The sequence below is a fragment of the Turicimonas sp. TL08 genome (assembly GCF_054660695.1).
This window is the reverse complement of record NZ_BAAGDP010000032.1, coordinates 1-21,950: the sequence shown is the minus strand read 5'-3', so window position 1 is coordinate 21,950 and position 21,950 is coordinate 1. Positions and strand designations below refer to the sequence as shown.

The 21,950-nt window shown below is 42.0% G+C and carries 12 protein-coding genes; 6 read left to right on the top strand and 6 right to left on the bottom strand.

The window, feature by feature from the left end; all coding sequences use genetic code 11:
- Positions 1 to 122 precede the first annotated feature (122 nt).
- The gene (locus tag ACYQ4O_RS11965) at positions 123 to 1,496 is read right to left on the bottom strand and encodes a DNA translocase FtsK (RefSeq protein ID WP_460175759.1); all 1,374 of its coding nucleotides are present in this window, start codon (positions 1,494 to 1,496) and stop codon (positions 123 to 125) included.
- Positions 1,497 to 2,458: 962 nt separating this feature from the next.
- On the opposite strand from ACYQ4O_RS11965, the gene ACYQ4O_RS11960 reads away from it, so the two are divergent.
- The gene (locus ACYQ4O_RS11960) at positions 2,459 to 3,901 is read left to right on the top strand and encodes an AAA family ATPase (protein WP_460175758.1); all 1,443 of its coding nucleotides are present in this window, start codon (positions 2,459 to 2,461) and stop codon (positions 3,899 to 3,901) included.
- Between the two features lie 605 nt (positions 3,902 to 4,506).
- Here ACYQ4O_RS11960 and ACYQ4O_RS11955 read toward each other — a convergent pair.
- From ACYQ4O_RS11955 to ACYQ4O_RS11935, 5 genes are all read right to left on the bottom strand, one after another.
- Positions 4,507 to 7,974: an SNF2-related protein gene (locus tag ACYQ4O_RS11955; RefSeq protein WP_460175757.1), complete on the bottom strand. Its 3,468-nt coding sequence runs from the start codon at positions 7,972 to 7,974 to the stop codon at positions 4,507 to 4,509.
- A 355-nt stretch (positions 7,975 to 8,329) separates the two neighbouring features.
- A complete protein-coding gene (locus ACYQ4O_RS11950) occupies positions 8,330 to 9,682 on the bottom strand; it encodes an FtsK/SpoIIIE domain-containing protein (protein WP_460175756.1) in 1,353 nt (450 codons plus the stop codon).
- A 217-nt stretch (positions 9,683 to 9,899) separates the two neighbouring features.
- The gene (locus tag ACYQ4O_RS11945) at positions 9,900 to 11,174 is read right to left on the bottom strand and encodes an amidohydrolase (RefSeq protein ID WP_460175755.1); all 1,275 of its coding nucleotides are present in this window, start codon (positions 11,172 to 11,174) and stop codon (positions 9,900 to 9,902) included.
- A 14-nt stretch (positions 11,175 to 11,188) separates the two neighbouring features.
- Positions 11,189 to 12,475 carry a C4-dicarboxylate transporter DcuC gene (gene dcuC, locus ACYQ4O_RS11940; RefSeq protein ID WP_308514720.1) on the bottom strand — a complete coding sequence of 429 codons (1,287 nt, stop codon included), beginning with the start codon at positions 12,473 to 12,475 and terminating at the stop codon, positions 11,189 to 11,191.
- Entirely contained in the window at positions 12,475 to 13,410 is a 936-nt protein-coding gene (locus tag ACYQ4O_RS11935) for a DUF1177 domain-containing protein (protein ID WP_460175754.1), read from the bottom strand. Before ACYQ4O_RS11935 ends, dcuC begins: the two co-directional genes overlap by 1 nt.
- Positions 13,411 to 13,526: 116 nt before the next feature.
- Between ACYQ4O_RS11935 and ACYQ4O_RS11930 the strand changes: the two genes are divergently transcribed.
- The 5 genes from ACYQ4O_RS11930 to ACYQ4O_RS11910 all read left to right on the top strand — a co-directional run.
- Positions 13,527 to 14,465, top strand: coding sequence for a LysR family transcriptional regulator (locus tag ACYQ4O_RS11930; protein ID WP_460175753.1), 939 nt, complete (start codon positions 13,527 to 13,529; stop codon positions 14,463 to 14,465).
- A 550-nt stretch (positions 14,466 to 15,015) separates the two neighbouring features.
- Positions 15,016 to 15,678 carry a master DNA invertase Mpi family serine-type recombinase gene (locus ACYQ4O_RS11925; RefSeq protein ID WP_460175752.1) on the top strand — a complete coding sequence of 221 codons (663 nt, stop codon included), beginning with the start codon at positions 15,016 to 15,018 and terminating at the stop codon, positions 15,676 to 15,678.
- 83 nt (positions 15,679 to 15,761) lie between these two features.
- A complete protein-coding gene (locus ACYQ4O_RS11920) occupies positions 15,762 to 19,031 on the top strand; it encodes a helicase-related protein (protein ID WP_460175751.1) in 3,270 nt (1,089 codons plus the stop codon).
- A gap of 1 nt (position 19,032) precedes the next feature.
- Positions 19,033 to 21,507: an Eco57I restriction-modification methylase domain-containing protein gene (locus ACYQ4O_RS11915; protein WP_460175750.1), complete on the top strand. Its 2,475-nt coding sequence runs from the start codon at positions 19,033 to 19,035 to the stop codon at positions 21,505 to 21,507.
- Between the two features lie 144 nt (positions 21,508 to 21,651).
- Positions 21,652 to 21,950: hypothetical protein (locus ACYQ4O_RS11910; protein ID WP_460175749.1), on the top strand; the 299-nt coding region annotated here is incomplete at its 3' end.

Sequence of the window (21,950 nt, the reverse complement as noted above, 5' to 3'; positions counted from 1 at the left end):
TGTGAAATGAACGGTGCAGTAAGGCCGTTGTCAGCAGGAACCCAACGAGACCTTCTACAACAATAGGCTACGGCTGTTGTAGTGGTGGTAGGGAATCCTCTTCGTTCACGAAGAGGAGGATGTCAATCTTCAACGAATGACTGGTTTCCTTGAGATTTCCAAAAATCTGTTACTCGCATAACTTCTTTCATTGACACATTTGCACCTTGAACACGGAGAAGAGGCAGGCCACAGATAGAGTACAGCATATCGTTAGGCCTGGATAATTTTTCAGCACCCACTTCTCCCAATATCTCTTTGGATTCTGCAGGCCCACATGTCTGAAAACATAGAATTGTTCGGCAGTACGATTTGATCGAAAAAGGAATCACATCCTCATTCATACGCTGCGTAGCCAAAATTACATGCACGCCCACTGCCGCGCCTACCTTCATAATTTTTGAAAGTAAGTCCTTAACTTTTTTATCGTAGAGAAGAACCAAATCTCCAAAATCATCAATAACAATGACGATATTTGGCAAAGGCTGAGGTTTATTTAGCCGATTATCTATGGAGGCCTCTCTCGAACATGATCTAATCAGCTGTTCATTCAGAGAGGTGAGGCTATCTACACCTAATCTATGCATCAGGTTTTCTCTTCTCTCTATTTCAGAGACAGCCCATGACAGAGAGCGCATAGCTTCTTCTAATCCGTCAGACAAAGGCTGGCAAAGATGAGGAATGCCTTTGAAATACACATATTCAACGATCCTGGTATCGATGATGATTAGTCTGAGATTTTCCGGTGTATGCCTAAACAACATCGAAAGCAACATTGCGTGAATCGCAACTGTGCTTTCCCATCCTGCTCGGCCATGAATTAAAACATGAGAAGACTCGCTCAAATCAAACACCACAGGCTCACCTCTGGTATCTTTGCCAAGCACAACCGCCAAACCGGAGGAACTTTGTTTTGTAAACGCTTTACTTTCAATGAGCGATTGGAGGTAGACGAGCTGTGAAGAAGGCTTATCTTTGGGAATTTCTAGAATCATGCTCTCCTCAGCATCGGCTTCTTTGATGAATCTGTATGTAGAATTTCTGAAACACGCCATCACCGCTCTTTTTAATACGCGAATGGTCGCCGATTCAAGTCCGGCAGGCAACCTTATTTCGTAGGAAATCGTAGACGGTCCACATCCAAAGAAAGACACTTGAGCTCTTAAAGTTTTACTTCTCAAAAATTCTTCTAACCGCTGAGCCTCCTTCACATACTCTGAAGTATCTATCTTCTCTTCTTCAAAAGGAGGTGAATCTAGCAAAGAGGTTTCTGGGAGGAGGTATTGAGAATGTTTCTCTTCCAATGAAAAGCTTTGTTCTCTTCTTCCCACAAGCCTTGCTATTGAGGAGTTTTCTGTGAGTTTCTCTACACTTTGACAGGACACCTCCTCGGGTTTCCCAGTTAAAAGAGCACTTCTGAGAGGAATTTCAGAGTTAGAAGAATTGTTTGGTGTCATAGATGCCCCTTTTTTGAAAACTTCTTTGATGAAGAGACAATGTAAAAGATTAGGCGTCTGAATGTGACGCAGAAAAAGACGTTACTGCGAGCTTAGATTTTCGCTTGCTTAAGATTTTCTCAAGTCGTTTATTATCCGGCTCCGTAATTTAATGATCGACCGTAACGACCGTCAGCTTGGGTAGTTTTTCTTTCAATCAATGCATTAATTTTTCCCGCAAAAGAGTTCGCGGTAATGTAGCCGTAAACAGTTGTTTGAAACTGCCTGAAATCTTAGTGGACCGAGCTGGCTGCTACGTCATCCGCGAAAAAGAGAGAATCGAAAAGCTATTTTCCTCTGAGCACATTTTCGAGCTGTAGGCTTTAAGAAGCTCTAGGCGAACGCCTGGAAAAAGGTTGACAAATCGCTCATTGTTAATATTTCTTGATATATCAAGATTCTTAGATTCAAAAACGAAATGCAATTCGTTAAAAACTCTTTGAAAGTAAAAGAACAGATGTGGAAATTGGGTGATTTACGCTTTAGCTTTCGACTACCACATCTAAAGACGAAATGCAAAAACACCTCGATGAAAACAGACTCTGAAGATCCCAACTCCAGCTCAATCTATAAATTCGTCAACATAATATCTAAAAACCTCTATATTTTCGTTGGTATAGTTATCCAAAATGTCTATATTTTCGTCACTATAGTTACGATCGAAAGAGAAATCGCTGCTGGCGGCTAGGTCATCCGCAAAAGAGAGGAAATTGAAGAACTATTTTCTTCCGAACAGATTGTTGAGCTCTAGAATTTCAAAAGTTTGTGCTGGCCTGACCAGATGTCAGGCCTATTTACTGCGGTCTTATTTGTTGATAACCTTTCTGTAAAAACTTGGACTCTGAAGAGGTTTTCTTCCTATTGCTTTCAGAAGGAAGAAAATAAGAATAAAGTGTCAATGAGACTACACAAAAGGAAAGGTTATGATGGATCAAAAAATGCTCGATGCTCTGCCCCTCGGCGTTTCATCGTTTAGCCTCCTCAGACGCTTGAACCGAATCTATGTTGATAAAACAGATTTAATCTACCGCTTAGCCTCAGGTAGGAAAAAGCTGTTTCTTACTCGACCTCGTCGATTCGGAAAATCTTTGTTGGTCTCAACGTTCGAGTCTTTATTCAAATATGGGCTTCGAGATTTTAATGAACTAAAAATTGCTGACTTATGGAATGAGGACATCTCGTCCTACAAAGTTATTCACTTGGACTTTTCAGGGCTAAACGGCGCAACTTCCAAAAAAGAATTTTCCTTCATGTTGGGCAAAGCGATTGCGCGATGCCTTGAGGAAACTGAATCCGGTTATTCGGGAGCAGAACCTGAAGATTTCGATCTTTGGCTGAGGAAACAAAAAGACCTTTCTGTTGTCCTCCTGATCGATGAATACGACTCTCCTCTCACAGCCGTTTTAGATCGTCCGGAACTCTTCTGTGAAATAAGAGATGTTCTGGCTAATTTTTACTCATACTTGAAAACTAACGATCGTGTATTCCGTTTTGTATTCATCACCGGCATAACGAAATTCAGTAACCTCAATATCTTCTCTCAATTAAATGATCTGGAAGACATTACGCTCAATCCATATTTTGGAGGCCTGCTCGGTTATACCCATTCCGAAATAAAAACATACTTTGGAGAATATATACGGAATGCGGCTTTGGAGCTTGGCTTTAGTGAAGCCTCTCTTTTCAATCAGCTGATAAAAAACTATGACGGTTTTTGTTTTGAGAGAACTGCTCAGATTCAGGTTTTTGCTCCATGGTCAATAATGTCTTTTTTTCAATATCCGTCCTTAGGGTTCCTGAATTATTGGTTTGAGAGCGGCGGAAAGCCTGCAGTATTGTTAAGGTATTTCAAATCTCATTCACTGCGGAGGCCGGAAGAATATGGAAAAGACAAAACTCTTTCATTGTCTGAACTCGCGGGATCGTCAGACATGGGAGCGATTTCTGATTTAGCATTATTAACTCAGACAGGATACTTAACCATCAAAGACGTTAAGTATGGTGTTGCTCACTTGGGATATCCAAATGCAGAAGTTCGCACTGCGATGGCAAATCTGTATTTGGAGTCTCTCCTTAAAGGTCGATTAGCGGGACAAGTCGGTGCCGGTGAAATTGTTGAAGTACTTACACATGAATCTCCCGAATCTCTTTTTCATATCCTCAATAGGCTATTTGCATCAATCGATTATCAGAATTATCCGGTCAAAGATGAAGCGAGTCTGCGAGGATTTGTGCAAGTGTATTTCTCAGGTGCCGGTCTGAATCCTCATGTGGAGCATCACAGTTCTCATGGCAGGAGTGATTTAGAGGTAAAAACCGGAAATCGTCAGTGGATTTTAGAGTTTAAGTTGGCCGAAGACGATTGATCCGAAACCAAACGATTGGAAGAAGCCTTAATACAGTTGAGAAAATACGGGCAAGATAGCTCCTCAAAAGAAGTTTTAAAAGTAGCCCTAATCTTTTCAAAAGAAAAGAGAACATTTGTGAAATGGAAGGCTTTAAATTCAAACGAATGACTTTAAGCCTCTTTTCTCTTGCTCATAGATTTGCGGGAAACGGCGTCATGGAAGCCTACGCCGTTTTCTACGAAAAAGAAAAAATTGCTCCCGGCGTTTCATTTTCATCCGTGGAGGTAAACGCCAGACTTAGTAACTTTTGCCTTTTCAAAAGCAATTAATAGATCAAAACCTTCGAAACAAATACTTTCTCTCGTGGCTTCCAGAAGTCGAGCGCTCCCAACACTTCATTCATTGACCCACATCCTCGTGATAAACGGGAAAGCGCCATGCTAGAAAGAACTGACGGCACATCGTACGAGTCCACTGTCTTTTCGTGGCTCTACCGCCCAGTATTTCTTTAAACTGACCTTGCCCTTCCGTCTTTTTCTCCAGTTCGAACCATTAATGATTTGTATTTCTTGAACCAATCTCCGTTCTTGGAGAAACCAACAGAAGGAAGGAGTCTTGGAAAGTTACTGTGCGCTAAGGTTCTCGCTAAGCGTGAAGATTTCTTCAAGCTGTTTATTATCCAGCTCCGTAATCCAATGCTCGCCTGTGGCGACCGTCATTTCCGCAAGCGCCTTTTTACTTTCAATCAAAGCATTAATTTTTTCCTCAAAAGAGTTCGCGGTAATGAAGCGGTAAACGGTTACGTTCTTCTTTTGTCCAATGCGATAAGCTCGGTCTGTCGCTTGATTTTCAACAGCCGGGTTCCACCATAGATCAAAATAAATTACAGCAGAAGCCGCTGTGAGATTGAGACCGGTGCCAGCTGCCTTCAATGACAAGATCATCATGCGGCGGCTGCGATCGTTTTGGAAAGAATCTACCAATTCTTGGCGCTGCTTCACGCTTAATCCGCCATGAATAAATTGAGGTTCCTCTCCGTAACGATCTTTCAGCCATTGCTCGAGCAGATGTCCCATTTGCCGGAACTGAGTGAAGATGAGAACCTTTTTATCTGCCTCAAACAAATCGTCCAGTATCGCGAATAATCTCTCCATTTTCCCAGAATACTCCGGACCTTTGAAAGGAGAAGACTTTTCAAATTGGATCGGTGCATTGCAAATTTGCTTGAGTTGCATAATCATCTGAATCACGAGAGCAGAGCGTTCAAACCGGTCCATGCCTTCGTTAATTAATGCCAGATTTTTATCTACGGTTTCTTGATAAAGAGCAGCCTGTTCAGGTGTGAGTACGCAATAATCTTCTTTGACGATTTTGTCGGGAAGATCTTTGATGATACTTTTATCTGACTTCAGGCGCCGCAAGATGAACGGCTCGGTAAGCCTCTTAAACTGATCTGCTACGGCCTGGTTATGGCTCACTTCAATAGGATCGGCATATTCTTTCTTGAATTTGCGCTCAACGCCAAGTAAACCCGGGTTGGCGGCTTCCATGATGGCCCAATACTCAAGAAGACGATTTTCAACCGGCGTACCGCTCATCGCAATACAGTGATCCGCCTTCAAACCGCGCACCGTCTTCCAAGTCGAAGTTTTGTGATTCTTTATGGCTTGCGCCTCATCTAACACTAAAAGCTTAAATTCTTTTTTCTTAATCTCCGGTGCTCTTCTGAGCGTTCCATATGTGGTCAAAATCACATCGGCATCTTCCTGAAAAACCCGTTGGGGACCATAAAAAGGAAGAATCTTTAGTTGAGGAGTGAACTTTTGGGCTTCTCTGATCCAGTTTGTCAGCAGCGTGGTGGGAACTACTACAAGTGCAGGCCTATTTTTGAACTCATCTCTTGAGCGCATGCTTTCCAAAACCGACAACACCTGCAGCGTCTTTCCTAAGCCCATATCATCAGCAAGAATAGAGCCGACGCCGATCTTCATATTTCGGAGCATCCAACGATAGCCTCTTTCCTGATAGTCGCGCAGCTTAGCGTTTATCGTGGTTGAGAGAGGAGCTTCCGAATCTTTGAACAGTTTAGCCAAGGCTTTTTTGACAGATTCTCCCAGCACAACATCAGAATCTTCCGTGTGTCCTGAAAGGACTGCACGAATTAAGCCCATGGTATTGAGATCGGCATTCTTCCCGGCAAGCTTCTTCTTGATTTGTGCAATTTGCACCGGATCCACAAATAAGAATTCGTCATGAAATCGAACGATCTTACCTGCCTGCTTAAAAAGTTCGGATTCTTCTTGTTGAGAAATTTTCCGATTTCCGACGGCCATCTTCCAATCGAAATCCAACAAAGAAGCCAATCCCAGCAATCCAGTACTTTCTTCCCACTCTTCAGGAAGCTCAAGTTCAAGTTTAACGGCAGGTTTCAGAAGTGTCTGAAGTGACTTCGGAAGCACCAAAGAAACGCCGAGAAGAGAAAGCGCAGGCAACGAGTCAAAAACAAGCGGCGTCAGCTCTTCCATCGTCAGTTGAGTCTGTGCGCTTGTATCTCTCAACAAAGCATAAAGTTCGGGACAGTGATCGGACAACTTAGAAGAAATCTTCATAGCGTCAAACTTATATTGTCCAAGTTCTTCTTTCGTCATGAAGTCCTTGAAAGTGAAGTAATCAAGGCTTTTCTGCCGTCCTTTCGATTGCTCTAGATTGAAACCTAACTCAATCGAAATCGATCTTTCGAAAGCTTCTTTCGTTGTTTCCGCTTTATTTTCGTCTGCGATTAGATCTTTAATGGTGAGTACGGGCCGAAGTTCTTCGCGAGCGATGGTCAAAGAACTTAACCAGTCCGTAAGCCGAAGTCGAGAAGCTGACGCCTCCGGATCGTCTTCCACATCAATAAATTCGCCGCCGAACAACGCCGCTTGTTCGTAAATGTCTTTACCGGTGCCGCTTAAAGTGGAAAAGGCCTTTTCAATATAGCTTTGAATGAAGCCTCCAAGAACAATTTCACCAAGGACTTGGTTGTCAACTGCCTCAGGTGCTTTGAGGATTTCGAACTCTTTCGGATCTAAACCTTTGAGCAAGAAGCCAAGGCGACCCACTAGCTCGCCGATCATTTGTTCGGATACGGCCGGGACCCATTTCACTGCAAAACATTCCGGAACCGGCTGATAGATCGTAGGAACAATGGCGCCCGCAGCCACCAGCTTAGAGGCAATCATCCATGCGTCGTAAAGTGCCTCTATGGTCTCCGGTGTAGAAGAAAGCCGCTTATGGTTTAGAAAACCGGAAAACATTTCGTGGTAATACACCTGAGTGCCGTCTTCGCGTTTGGCTCCCACATATCTTTGAACAAGACCTTTTTTCCCAAGGTCATATTCTTGCCAAGACAGTGCTTCGCTCACGCGCGTTTGACCCCACGTATTGACGCAAATCATTTCGTGCTCACCGGAAAAGGTGGGAGCCGTGCGCTCTGAAATATTCCGAATCTGCTGATCGGCTATTTTGCCGGCTGCACGCATGACTCTTCCTGTCAGGGCTCTTAAATCACCATGAATGTATCCTGCAGGTTTTTCCGGGAGTACTTTGAGGATGGATTCCGGATCAAAATTAAACTTGGCAAATGTAAGCTTGTTTAGATTCTCAAGCCAACTTGCTCTGCCTTCCGGCGTAGAGACATCGAAGGCGTCTGTTTTTTGAGCTTGTTCAATTGGATTTTGCCGGGTCAAAAGGTTTTGCCAGCTCGGAAGTTCAGCTTTTTTAGCGCGCTTTATGTGGACCCCTTCTTTTTCCAATTCTTTAATCAGATCGATTCCGCGGAGTGTAAAAAGAATGAAAGGATTGCTATCGATTTCCTTACTCAGAACATACATGACGGCTGCTATATGTTTACACGGCACCGCATAGTCCGGGCAGCTGCACTCCATTTCTAAGTCATGCCAGCTCGTCGGAAACAAGTGAATACCCAGCTTTTCACAGAAGTTCAAAACTTCCGGATCCAGTTGTCTGAAAGCCAGTTTGACCAACACAAGAGGAGAGTTAGCGATTTGTTTAATCAGTTTTTTAACTTGATTTTCTGAAAAGGACGGCAATTTGATGCGAACGCGATAATACGGATCATAATGGCCTTTTACGCGTGCCTTGATGACTCTTCTGGCGGGATCTATTTTGAAGGAGAGGACTTTGCCGGTATTAGCGTAGCTTTTACCTCTGGGAATTCTGTTCTCGTAGTCAATGTTGCTTAAAGCAGAGAGCCATTATTTCCCCCACCAAGTCGTGCCGTATTCGGTTCTAGCCATGATCGATTTTCACAGTGCAAAAGTTTGTCTGTGATTTTGACATCAAAAATGGACAGGTAGAGACTTTTAGCGAAGAAGTCCTGGAAATAGTCTCTTTCTTGGTTTTAGCCGCTGCCAATTCCAAGAGAGGATACGAGAGAGACGAATCTCAGCAATGCGATTTCCAAAAATCAGTCACTCGAATAACCTCATTCATTGACACACGTGCACCTTGAACACGGAGAAGCGGCAAACCAAGAATACAGCAAAGCATATCGCCAGGCCTGGATAATTTCTCAGTACTATTTCTTCCCAATATTTCTTTAGCGGTGGAAGAACCAGGTCCCTGAAAGCAAATAATCGAGTAACAGCAGGATCTTATAGAAAAAGGAATCTCTTTCCGATTGATAATCGACGTGGTCAAAATAACTTGAACTCCCACCCAACTACCTCTTATCATAATTTTTACGAGCAATTCCTCAGCTTCTTTTCCGTAAAAATGAAGCAAATCGGAAAATTCATCAATGACTACAACTATATCCGGAAGAATCTCGTGTGTACCTGGCGGGAGCTTGATTGGTTTTCCACGCCGATAACGCCTGAACATTCGTTTATGCAGAATTCTCAGTGTATGCATATCTAAAGCATTTTCCGAATTTCCCCTTCTCTCTATTTCAGAAGCCAGCCAAGCCAGAGAACGCATAGCACTATCTACGCCGGCGCATACCGGTTGGCAAAGATGAGGAATGCCTTCGAAATCGGCATATTCAACAATTTTGGTATCAACAATGATTAATCTGAGGTGCTCAGGTGTATTGGTACACAACATTGAAAGCAGCATCGCACGAATGGCAACTGACTTTCCGGAGGCTACCGGACCGTGAACCAAAACATGAGGAGAGAGGCTCAAATCAAATACTGCCGTCTCACCGTTTGCATTTTTTCCAAATGCAGCCGCCAAACCCGTGGAACTACACTTGGCAAATCCCTTACTATCAATCAAGGACTTTAGATAGACCGGTTGAGCAAGAGAAAGTTTTTTCGGCACCTCTAAAATCATGCATTCTTCGGTTTCAAGTTCCTTAATGAAGCGGTACGGAGAATATTGAAAGCTTGACATTATCTCTCTTTTGAATCTTCGAACATGCCATGAATCGAGTCCATCAGGAAGTCCTATCTCGTAGAGGACTGTGGACGTGAAAGTTCCTAATAAAGACACTTTCACATTAATAGTTTTACGCTTTAACCACGCTTCCAATCGTTGAGCCTCTTTTGCGTATTCTGAAATATCGATATCCACTTCATCACAAGGAGGAGAATCAAGCAAAGACGCTGGAGGCAGGAGGTACAGAGGAGCTGGATCTTCCGATGAGTAAATTCCACCCACCCATCCCACAGAGCGAGCTACAGAGGAATTTCGTATGGTTCCCTCCAAGCTTTGGGTGGAATTCCCCTCGGAATTTTCAATTAAAGGAGTTATCCCAGCAGGGGTCTCAGAGTTAGAAAAATTGTTTTGTGTCATGAGCGCCTCCTTTTCTTGGGAACTTCTTCAATGAAGATAATTTAACCAATTAAGCGTCAAAATATGGCGCATACACGAAAGAGAAGATCCAAGACGTAAATGCCTAAAGTCAATAAAGAAAAAGCCCGGTAAACCGAGCTCTATAAGTTTTTCTCAGGAGAGGCATTCTGAAGTTCAATAGATTCCTCTCCGAGAAAAATATCTAATTTTTAAAAAGCTAAACTCCGTTGACACGCTTAATGAAATTTACGTACACGCCTAAACCAACAGGTAAAGATTGTTCATCTTGGATACAAAAATCAGCTCTGTGGTGTCCGGGATGGTTGCAACCGTAGTAGAAGAAGGCCGCCTTCCCACCATGCTGCTGAACTCTGCGAATCAGAACAGTACAGTCTTCGCTGCCTACCTTTGAATTGGTGTCATACACCTTCGTTACGCCCTCAGTCTCGCTAGCAGCAGCTTTTACGAGATTTATGGCTTCTTCATCTCCTTTGTACGTTACTGCTTCACCCATTCTAGTGAGCTTATATTTAACGCCATAAGCATCTGCCAATCCCTTAACCGCCATTTCAACGTTTTTTGCCATGTAATCGTTGATTTCCGTTGTTTCGCCACGGACTTCAAGTTGGAGGTAGGCATGAGGCGCAATAATATTGCGGCCGGTTCCGGAAATAAGTTTGCCGATCTGAACTCTAGAGATGCCCTGGCTGTGGCCTGGCAAAGAACCAAGAGTCATACAGGTAGCAGCTGCACACATCAGAGCGCTTCGGCCTTTCTCAGGCGATCCGGCTGCAGCTTGAATCCCGTCGTACTCTAAGTCGAATTTTGTGGTAGCCAGATAACCTTGGTGAGAGACTCCTACTTCTCCTAAATGCGCAGAGCATCCTATATGTGCTCCAACAAACCAGTCCACATCGTCAACTATTCCTTTAGCCGCCATTGCCGCTGCCCCTCGGACACCTTCCTCCGCGGGTTGGAATAGAATTTTTATTGTCCCGTTCAGTTCATCTTTGTGAGCAGCCAGCCATGCAGCAACTCCTAACCCAACTGCGGTATGTCCGTCATGGCCGCATGCATGTGAAAATCCGGAATACTCTGAATGATAATTTCCAAGATTGGCTTCATGATTAGGTTCCGTGGTTTCTTCGATCGGTAAGCAATCGATATCAACGCGAATCGCGGTTACCGGTCCCGGCTTACCAGTTTCTAAAACCGCAACTGCCCCCGTGTAGCCGTTTAATTTCTTTAAAAAATCAACAGGAACACCGTGAGAGATTGCCCGCTCTTCGGCTGCTTTTACAATACCTTCATTTCGGCCCATTACTGCCTGAGGCTCAATAATTTCCAATCCAGAAAGTACCTTCAGGCCGAGTTTTTGAAGGCGTTCGATAATATAGTAAGTAGTTTCAAACTCACACCAGCCTTCTTCCGGATGCGCGTGCAGGAATCGACGATCCTGAACCATTTGCGCTTTGAGATCCGTATCTTTCATATCCTATTCTCCTCCTACAACTCGAAGATAAATCCTAATAGGATGACGTTCACGATCATTGGAATAGCCATTCTCTTAGAAACTTCCAAAGGAGATGCCTTAATCATGCCGGCGATGACAAGTGTTGCACCGGCAATAGGAGAACACATGCGGCCTAAAGCTCCGGAAAGAGCAGCTACCACACCGAGATTTGGTACTCTCATACCAAATTCAGCTGCATAGGGAGTAACCGCTTGGTTGAAAGCATGACCGGCAGCGTCACCAGAACCAGTGAGAACTCCCATGATGAACGGTCCGAAATTTGCTGCGTAGGAAGCAATTTCTTTCGAATTCTTCAAAGCTGCAATCAAGGCATCAATGGCTCCCAGCGCTTTTAATCCGCCCACAAAGCAACCGGCTGCAATAATGATACCCATAATGTTTGCATAGCCTTTACCCATACCGCCAAAGAACTCTTTAGTTACCTTTGCAGGATCTGAACGTGTAATCACCAAGGTATAAATGGTCCCATAAATCATGGCCTCAGCCACGCTCATTTTTAAGAAAGGAACGCAAGTAGCACCGAGCATGAGGAGGACGATAGGAACGATAGGCCCAAGTGCATACAGGAAGTTAGGATGTTCCGGCAACTCTCCTCTGCTGTCGCTGGCGACCTCAAAAACGGCATCAGAATCATTCACAGAGCGTTTCTTGTAATCTTTGAAGACAAAGATCATCAGAGTGACCATGATGATGTTTAATGCACAAAGAGTAAGGATTCCAGGAGCAAACTGTACTATCAGATCCATCACTTCCATATTGGAAATTTTTGCGACCCAAACGTTATGACTGGATCCCGGGGAGAGTGCAGAAGGAATAATTGAGCCAAGGATAGCTGCACCAGCAATAGCCGGTTTAAAACCTGCACGAACCATCAGCGGGATCATAGTGGGGCCAAGAGCTGCGGCGCAACCGGCAGCAGACGGAATCGCTACAGCAACACAAGAAGCCATCAGCATGCAGAAAGGAAGAAGGAAAAAGCCTAGTTTTCCCAACGGCTTAACAGCCAATGCAACAAAATGAACATCGCAACGAGTTATAGCGATTACAGCAGCAAACCCCAATGAAGAACAAATTGCCAAGATCAAAGATGCATTGGTCATATTTTTCATCATATTGGCCAATGGAATCTGCGGAGAAAGGCAAAGCAACCCCATCGCCAAGCCCGAAGCAATAAGTACCATTCGGGTTTCGTAACGTTTAATTAGGGCCACTATCGTCAGTATTACGATAACGGCGGCAATAATAAGATGTACTGTCATTATTGTTCTCCAAAGGTTTGGAATCTGGACAAAGGTCCGTAAAGAGCGAGCAGTTTGTTGTATTCCTCTGCTTTATAGAAAAGATCAGGTGAATTAGCGAACACTTTAGCCGCCTCTATGAGGAAGCGAGCACACTCATCAAGATCTGCGACATGAGAAGCTCCGGTAGCACAGCCGGCCACTTTAGTTGCCGTTGTGATGGCCACTCCTACACAGGGAGCTTTAGTTGCGACGCTAGGCTGAAGGATTGAATTGAGATGGAATATACCGTTTCCGTAAGGAGTAATGTCCTGCTGGCTTAACGGCAAAACAAATGGAAGTCTCCCGGTTGCAATCTCCATCAGAGATAAGAGCTGTTCACTAGTCCGAAGAATATAACCTTCCTTTACTGTCGGAGAGATTGCAAAACCCCGTTGATTGACTATGCGGTTGCCTTTGGTCGTATCGACGCAAAAAATTGCGTCCATTGCCGGGTCAACCTCATAAACATTTGCCTCTTCACTGCTGATAGGCGCATCCATGAACAGGACAGACTCATTTTGCCTTGTTGGCGCATTGGGACAAATGTGCGTGGTAATTATTACGTCCTCATCCAGAACGTCTCCTCTGGAACGCATTTGAGAAAGTTTAGCCGCTACTGCTAAAACTGTGAGCGCACCGTCACCATCGCTAGTAAATCCCAATCTTTGAGGACGAGCTCCAAGACCGCCGAGTCTTCCGACAATTCCTAGAGTAGGACAATTCTTTCCTTCCGTTTTTCCATTTCTACCAGGAATTAATACCTTTAGGAAATCAGTGCTGCCTTTCTCGCCGGTTAAGTGGTTGACCCAAATATTATCAGCTCCATAGGACTTTAAATACTCGGCCACAGCTGGTCCGGAAACCTTCGGATCGTCTAGCAAATCCAATATTTCAATGATATGTTTGATACTCACAAAGCTTCCTCCTAAATTCACCCCTATATTAGAAATAAGAAATTTCGGTATCAAACTACATTCCACCCCAAGCCGTTATATTATTCTGTTTTGGAATAATAGATTTAGGTGCAGTCATGTCCCTTCTCAATGAGAATCTTGAAGTATTTCTTGCGGCCAGCGAGGGAAAAAGTCTATCTGAAACTGCCAAACAACTTTCTATGACGCAATCGGCAGTAACAAAGAAGATTCGTAAGCTTGAGGATTCTTTAAACGTAGAACTTTTTGACCGCAGCAAGAGGCCCATTAAGCTCACAAGAGAGGGTGAAATCTTAAAACATCACTCTCTATTGGTAAAACAAACTCTTGAAAGCACAACAAAAGAAATTAAAGAGAATTCTTTCATTCATCCAATTTTTAGAATTGGCGCCATCGAAAGCTTATCCAAGAGTCTTTTGCCTCAGCTTGTTTGCAGTATGCGAAATGAGGCCTCAAAAATCTACTGCACCACGGGAGTATCCCAATCGCTCGTTTATGCACTTGAACGCCGTCAAATTGACTTTGTTTTTATAAGCAGTGCTCTTTCGGAAGTTAAAAACCTTCAAAGATATAAAATTTTTGAAGAGCCTTCCGTCTTATTGGTTCCTTCTTCTTTTACGAAGAACAGATCTCAATCGTGGACATGGGACAAAATAAGATTGTCCGGTCTTCCCTATTTGAAGTATTCCCTTGAAGGAGGAGCGGGTCGAATTAATGATACATATCTTAGCATGCTATATGAAGGAATACCCTCCCAAATAGAGGTTGACTCAAGCAGCACGATGCTAGCTTTAGTTGCTAAAGGAGCGGGCTGGACCATCGCTAGAACCCTTTCTCTGATCCAAAATCCTGAATTAGCAGATTCAATTTCTGTACTACCGCTCCCACCCCCGGCTTTTTCGAGAGTAATTTACTTAGTGGCAAGAAGCGACGAAAACACTGCCCAGACCCAACATCTAGCCAAATTATCCCGTGATATTTTTAAAGAAGAACTCATTCCACAAATCAGAAAATTCTCTCCATGGCTTGATAGTTAATCTGGACATCATTAGCTTGGGGTGCATAAGAACTGCCGATACCACCGAGAGCCTTGCAAAGAAACTTAGATTTTGAACGCAGGAGGAAAAGGACAAGTATTTTCAAGGAAATTCTTTCTGTCCGACCTTCTTAACCAGGTCATTGCTCTCCCCCAAAAAAGTCGAGCTGCATTCTTTCCTAATTCTCATGAGATTCTTTAAAAGTGTCGAAACTGAAAATCCAACGCTCTTACCAAGACGAGCACTAATTTTTCACGACCGGACGGCTTTGTTTTCCAGTTAATTTTTCACAACTTCGACAATCTATCCCATCTAAACTGACGTTCCACTCCAACTCCGGCACTCCCTGTCCTTTCCTGAAATTGGTTTACCCTTTCTCGGTTTAAAAACTGATTTTGGTTGACTACGCCGCCCCTATTCTGCTTTTTGAAGGCTTTAAAAACTAAGAGTGTGCTTACCATCTTATGAAACGTTTCCAGACTGTCTTTACTTTTAGTGTTTTTTGTACTAAGGGGAACTGATAATCTCTTTTTCCACCTAGGGAGCCTAAATGTCAAAAGATCAGCTTAAATCAACTAAATCCGTAGAAAAGTCTCAGCCAGAGCCTTCCAAAATCTATGGCTACATTAGAGTCAGTTCAGACAAACAGACCGTCGAAAATCAACGTTTTGAAATTAATAAGTTTTGCCAGAATGAAAATATTAAAGTGGATGGCTGGATAGAAGAGACAATAAGTGGAACAAAAGCTTATAACAAAAGACAACTTGGTAAGTTACTTCAAAAAATAAGAAAAGACGACATAATCATTTGTGCAGAATTATCTCGGCTTGGTAGAAGTCTTTTTATGATTATGGAGATTTTAAATATCTGTTTATCCAAAGAAGCCAAGGTTTGGACGATAAAAGATAATTATCGTCTTGGTGATGATATTCAGTCCAAAGTGTTGGCTTTTGCTTTTGGCCTTTCTGCTGAAATTGAAAGAAATTTAATTTCTCAAAGAACCAAAGAAGCCCTAGCAAGAAAGAAAGCTGAAGGAGTAATCCTAGGAAGACCAAAAGGTCGGAAAAACTCTCCAGATAGGTACAAACTAAGCAAAAAGAAAAAATTAGTTGAAGAATTATTAAAAGAGGGAATCTCTCAGAGGAAGATAGCAGCTATATGCAAAGTTGATAGAAATACCTTGGCTCGCTTTCTAAAAAATAAATTAATCTAAGGGTTGATTAGGATGCTTCAATTGAGGGTATCTTAACCATGCTCTAAAATGGGTTTCCATTTCAATATCCTCGGGGTACCAGAATGACACTCGACCAAGACTCCTTCATTACTAACAAAGGAAAATTATTAACGGAGATTATTGACGGTATCTTGCCCAAGTCAGATTCTGTGGATATTTTGGTTGGATACTTTTTCTTTTCTGGTTATGAGCGATTAGCCGAAAAACTAAAAGATCACCAGATAAGAATTCTCGTTGGCCTCGACATAGATCAAGACATTTCAAAGGCTGTCAGAATAATCAATACGTTATCGGAAAACAAAAAAAGCTTTGGTCAGTTACGTGAAGAGTTTTACGAGCAGTTCGTTAATATGTTCAACATGTCGAACTTTCTTGATTGTGAAGAAAAATTAAAACCTTTCAAAGCTTTTTGCGAAAAAATTAAAAACGGCACTTTAGAGGTTAGAAAAACTCAAGAGGCATGTCACTCTAAACTTTATATTTTCAACTACAACCCCCTCAACAATGAGAATGGAGAATGCCCCGGCGACGTGATTATGGGGTCGAGCAACCTTTCCTACACTGGCTTAGAAGGAAGACTTGAAATTAATGCTCGTTTCCGAGACAAACATCATCACCAAGACGCGAAACAAATATTTGAATCACTTTGGGCTTCCTCTGTCGAGGTGATAAATTCTAATTTGCTACCGGACTGGGAAGAAAAGGTCATAAAAAAAATCTGGTATGAGAAACTTTTTCCTCCGCACTTAATCTTCTTGAGAGTTCTTCATGAATATTTTGACTCCAAAGAAGACCAGATACTTCTTACCCCTGCCGATCTTACTAATGGGACCTACTCAAACCTTAAATATCAAACAGATGCCGTCCAGCTCGGTATGACATCCTTAAAAAATCACAATGGAGTGATAATTTCGGACGTAGTCGGCTTAGGCAAGTCTGTCATTGCATCCACCATTGCCAGTAATCTCAAGCTGAAAACTATTGTTATTTCTCCCCCGCATTTGGTGAAGCAATGGGAATCCTACAAGACAGACTTCGCTTTTAATGCAACGATCTTCAGTTGCGGAAAGCTATCTGAGGCATTGAATTTCTTTATAGAGAAACACACAAAAGATGAGCAGTTCTTAATCATCATTGATGAAGCCCACAGATTTAGAAATGATTCCACAAAGGACTACTCGATATTGCATGAACTCTGTGCTAACAATAAGGTTATTTTGCTAACAGCTACCCCTTTTAACAACAGACCTGCTGACATCTATTCTTTGGTCAAGCTGTTCCAGCTACCCAACATCTCTACCCTTAAAACGGTAGAAAATCTGGGAGAAACCTTTCGAAGTTTAGTGAGACGATATAAAGAGCTAGAAAAAAATAGTAAAAAGAAAAAGAGTACTGACCAAGAAATACAACTCGAAGCCGAGGAAATCGCAGCTCAAATCCGTTCCATCATCAATCCGTTAGTAGTAAGACGCTCTCGTCTTGACTTGCAGGCAATTCCTGCTTACAAGAAGGATTTGAAAGAACAAGGCTACTCCATAGTAATTCCAGAGGATCCTCTTGAGCTCTATTACCCTATCTCTTCTGACTTCAAAGCCCTCTACTTGAGAACATTAAATAAAATTGCCTCAGAAAATCCAGAGCTGGAAGTTTACAAATCGGCACGTTATCAACCGGCCACTTACATCCTTCCTGAAAAGCAAAAGGAACTCGAACTTCATTTAAAAGAAACTACAGGAATGGATTTCCAGCAACTCCTAGGCGGACAGAGAAACGTTGCAAAATTCATGAGAAGGATGTTAGTCCAGCGTCTTGAAAGTTCCTTATACGCCTTTAAAAAATCCCTTGAGTCAATGATTTCTTCAGCCGAACAGATTCTAAGTTGGGCCCATTCTGTAAAACTAATTCCTATCTATAAACGAGGGGAACTTCCTGATGCTGAGGAGTTCTTTGATATAACTGAGGAAGGGGTTGAAGAAAAGGTGCCCTCTGTAGAAAGCTATAAAAAGAAAGGGCTCTTTACCATTCCTCTCGATTTTTTACACAAGGATTTTTGCAAACATGTAGAAAGCGACATTTCTCTATTAAAGCAAATAAGAAAAGAGTGGTTCGAGGAGACTCAAATCGTAGACCCGAAACTAAAGGAGTTTGCAAGTGTCCTCAGCAAACGAAGGGAGGAGGATCCTGCTCGAAAAATCTTAGTTTTCTCTGCGTTTGCCGACACTGTGAACTACCTAGCATCTGAATTAAAAAAATCTCATGGCCAACTGAAAGTATTAAGTTATACGTCTCAAGATGCTTTCTCAGGGAAAAAAGAGCTTATTCGTGTAAATTTTGATGCCGGGCTGAAAGAGGATTTGCAAAAAGATGACTTTGATATCTTGATTGCAACCGATGCCATTTCGGAAGGATATAACCTTCATCGTGCGGGAACTATTATTAACTATGATATTCCTTATAACCCTACTCGAGTCATTCAGCGCATAGGAAGAATTAACCGCATAAACAAAAAAGTTTTTTCTAAGCTCTATGTTATGAATTATTTTCCCTCCGAAGTGGGAGAAGCAGAGACTAGAACAAAAGAAATATCCACCCTCAAAATGGCAATGATCCATGCAGTCATGGGAGAAGATACTAAGGCATTAACTAAAGAGGAAGAAGTTAGAAGTTTCTTTAAAGAAAAGTATCGTAAAGAATTATCAAAAAACGAGATTCTCTCTTGGGACACTCCCTACCGAGCCATCTTAGAGAAGTTCAGAGGAACGGATATCTATCGGAGTGCTTTATCAATTCCTCTTCGTTCAAGAATTGCTAGAAAAGTAAAGGAAAAGGAGTCAGGAGTTTTAATTTTTGGAAAGAAAGGCACCGATTTTGTCTTTAAATTTTCTACCAGCGACGCTGTCCGAACTTTAGATGCTGAAAAAGCTTTGACCCTCTTTGCATGCTCTATGGATCTTCAAAATTTAGAACCTTCCTATAAGGTCGACGACAAATTTGACGGCCTTTACCAAAAAGGAAAAGAAGAACTCTTCTCCTCCCAAGAAAAAACACGAAGCGATCCAAATATTGCAGAAACACTTAAAAAAATTAGAGTGCTGCAGAGAACAAATACCGGAGACAAATCCTATCTTGACGATCTTCAAGAAGCTTTAAAAACTGGAGGTCTTAGCTCTAGAGAGATAGTTATAATTAAAAACCTATCTCCAAAAGAATTTTCGAAATTGAATCAAATCATCTCTCCTTCTTACTTACTAAGGATCCTGAAAGCTCGAGATTCTGTCGAGGCCGGAGAAGAAACGCTAATCTTAAGTGAACAACTAATTCAAGAAAAATAAAATGGAATTTGATAAACCTTATAAACGAGAAACATTCATCTCTTTTCTTCAGCAATTCCTCCCAGAAGATGCTTCTCTTAAGATTCATAAGAAGATCACACCCTCATTTCAGACCCATTTTGCTTCTTCCGTTACTGATCTAGGAAGTGTTGAGAGTTTAAATTTAAAAATCTATGAGATAAAACATAGATCAGTTCACGATGCTCGAGTCGGATTATCAAAAGATGCCTTCAGGATATTATCAGAGGAAGCGGAGGAACGGGCCTTGGTGATCTTCGTTCCTGAAGATTCCAATGATGTATATCGTTTTTCTTTCATAGAATTGAGCTTAGAGTGTACAGAGAAGGGTTCTCTTCGAACTTCTTACTCTAACCCACGCCGATACTCATACAAACTCGGAACTGGTATCGCGTACCACACTCCCAACAAATACCTTAATCAAGCCGGCCGAGTTTCTTCAGCAGAAGATCTCAAAAAAAGGTTTTCTGTTGAAATCCTCACCAAAGAGTTTTACAGCGAACTCTCGGATTGGTATGCGTGGGCTGTGAAAATTTTAAGATTCCCCAATAATCTAAAAGATAGTCAAGACCAAGAAAAATATAACCATGAGGCAGCCATAAGATTAATTACACGATTAATCTTCGTCTGGTTTTTAAAACAAAGACATTTAGTTCCTAGTGAATTTTTTGATGAAGACTTCCTCTCCGAAAAAATCCTAAAGAACTTTTCACCTAACTTACAAGATTTAGCCGGGAAATCCTGGGACAGTATTTATTACAAAGCCGTCCTTCAGAATTTATTTTTCGCAATGCTTAATTGCCCTCTTACTCAGGAGGGGCAAAACGCTCTAACAGAACGAAGATTCAGGGAAAGTACGCTTAAAGGAGGTGCTCCCAAACCGGACAACGAAAGTTCTAAGATAATGAGACATAAAGATCTTTTCAAGGATCCAGCTGCTTTTCTCCACCTTTCTAACTCTACTGTTCCATTTCTAAACGGCGGATTATTTGATTGCCTAGATGACTCATCATCTGAACTTTATTTAGATGGGTTCTCGGATGATCCAAAAGTCCATTCTGAACTCATTGTGCCGGACTTCCTCTTCTTTGGAGAAGAAGCTGGGAAAAATATTGATCTTTCAGAATGGTACGGAGATTCAAAGAAAAAGAAAGTTTCTGCTCGGGGTCTCATAGATATCCTCAAACGATACAACTTTACAGTCGAAGAAAACACGCCCTTCGACCAAGACATTTCGTTAGATCCGGAGTTGTTAGGCAAGGTATTTGAAAATCTACTTGCTGCTTATAACCCAGAAACACAGGTTTCAGCGCGAAAACAGACAGGATCTTTCTATACCCCGCGAGAAATCGTTCAATTTATGGTCAACGAAAGTCTCATTTCTTACCTTAAGAGGACTGTGGGTGCGGAGTTTGAGTCTGAGTTCAGGAAATTAATTCAAGTTGAAGATTCTGTAATTAATCTCAGTGAACCCCAAAAGAGAGCGATCGTCAAAGCACTCTTTAATTGCAAAGTCTTAGATCCAGCGTGTGGGTCTGGAGCATTTCCAGTTGGGATGCTCCAACAAATGGTCCACATCCTCCAGCAACTAGATCGTTCTAATTCATATTGGAAAAAACTTTTAGTTGAGAAGGCCACCGAAGAGACCTCAAAGGCTTACGAAGTTGATAGGGAAGAAGAGAGGAGAGAGCTCCTGGCTGATATTGAAAGGTCTTTCAATGAAAGTCTTAATATGCCAGATTACGCAAGAAAGCTGTATTTAATTGAAAATTGTATATTTGGAGTCGACATTCAACCTATCGCCATCCAAATAGCCAAATTAAGATTTTTTATAGCATTAGTAGTTGATCAAAAAACTAACTCTGAACCTTGCAAAAACTTTGGGATCCGTCCTCTCCCAAATCTTGAAGCAAAATTTGTTGCTGCGGATAGTTTGAAATCGCTTGACAGACATGAGTCTGACCTCTTTGACTTAAACGAGATACAAGACAAACAGGATCAACTAAAGTTAGCAAAGCACAAAATATTTGGAGCAAAAACTTTAAAGACAAAAAAGAAGTACAAACAAAAAGTTAATGAGCTCCGGAAAGAGCTGGCTCAATCTCTGCTGAGAAATAACTTCATCAACAATATAGAAGCCGAAGAGTTAGCCTCTTGGGACATGTTCGATCAAAACACTTGCGCTCCTTTCTTCGATCCTGAGTGGATGTTCGGAATAAAAGACGGCTTTGACATTGTTCTAGGCAACCCTCCTTACATCCAACTGCAAGCGAACAAAGGAGCTCTAGCTACTAAGTATGAAGATTGTGGATTTGATGCTTTCGCCAGAACAGGAGACATCTACTGTCTTTTTTACAATAGAGGAACAGAGCTCCTTTGCCAGGATGGAGCACTTTGTTTTATAACTTCAAACAAATGGATGCGAGCAGCTTACGGAGAAAAGCTCCGGAACTTTTAAAAAAAAGAAACTAATCCTTCCCTTCTATTAGATTTTGGTGGAATTCAAGTTTTTGAAAGCGCAACTGTAGATACAAATATATTGTTACTCACCAAATCCAAATATGAGAACTCCACAAACTGCGTTACCTTAAATGGCAAGAGTTTGTCTTGCTACAAAGATCTGAGCGATTTTTTTCAGCAAAATAAAATTCCACTCAATCTCAATACAGTTAACCGTTGGGTGGTTCTGTCCTCTATAGAAGTCAGCATTAACAAAAAGATAGCCTCCGTTGGAATACCTCTAAAGAATTGGAATATAAAAATTTATCGAGGCGTACTGACGGGGTTCAATGAAGCTTTCATTATTTCAGGAACAAAACGGGAAGAAATTTTAAACAACTGCAAAACCGAAGAGGAGAAAGAAAGAACTGCAGAATTAATACGACCTATTCTTCGAGGCCG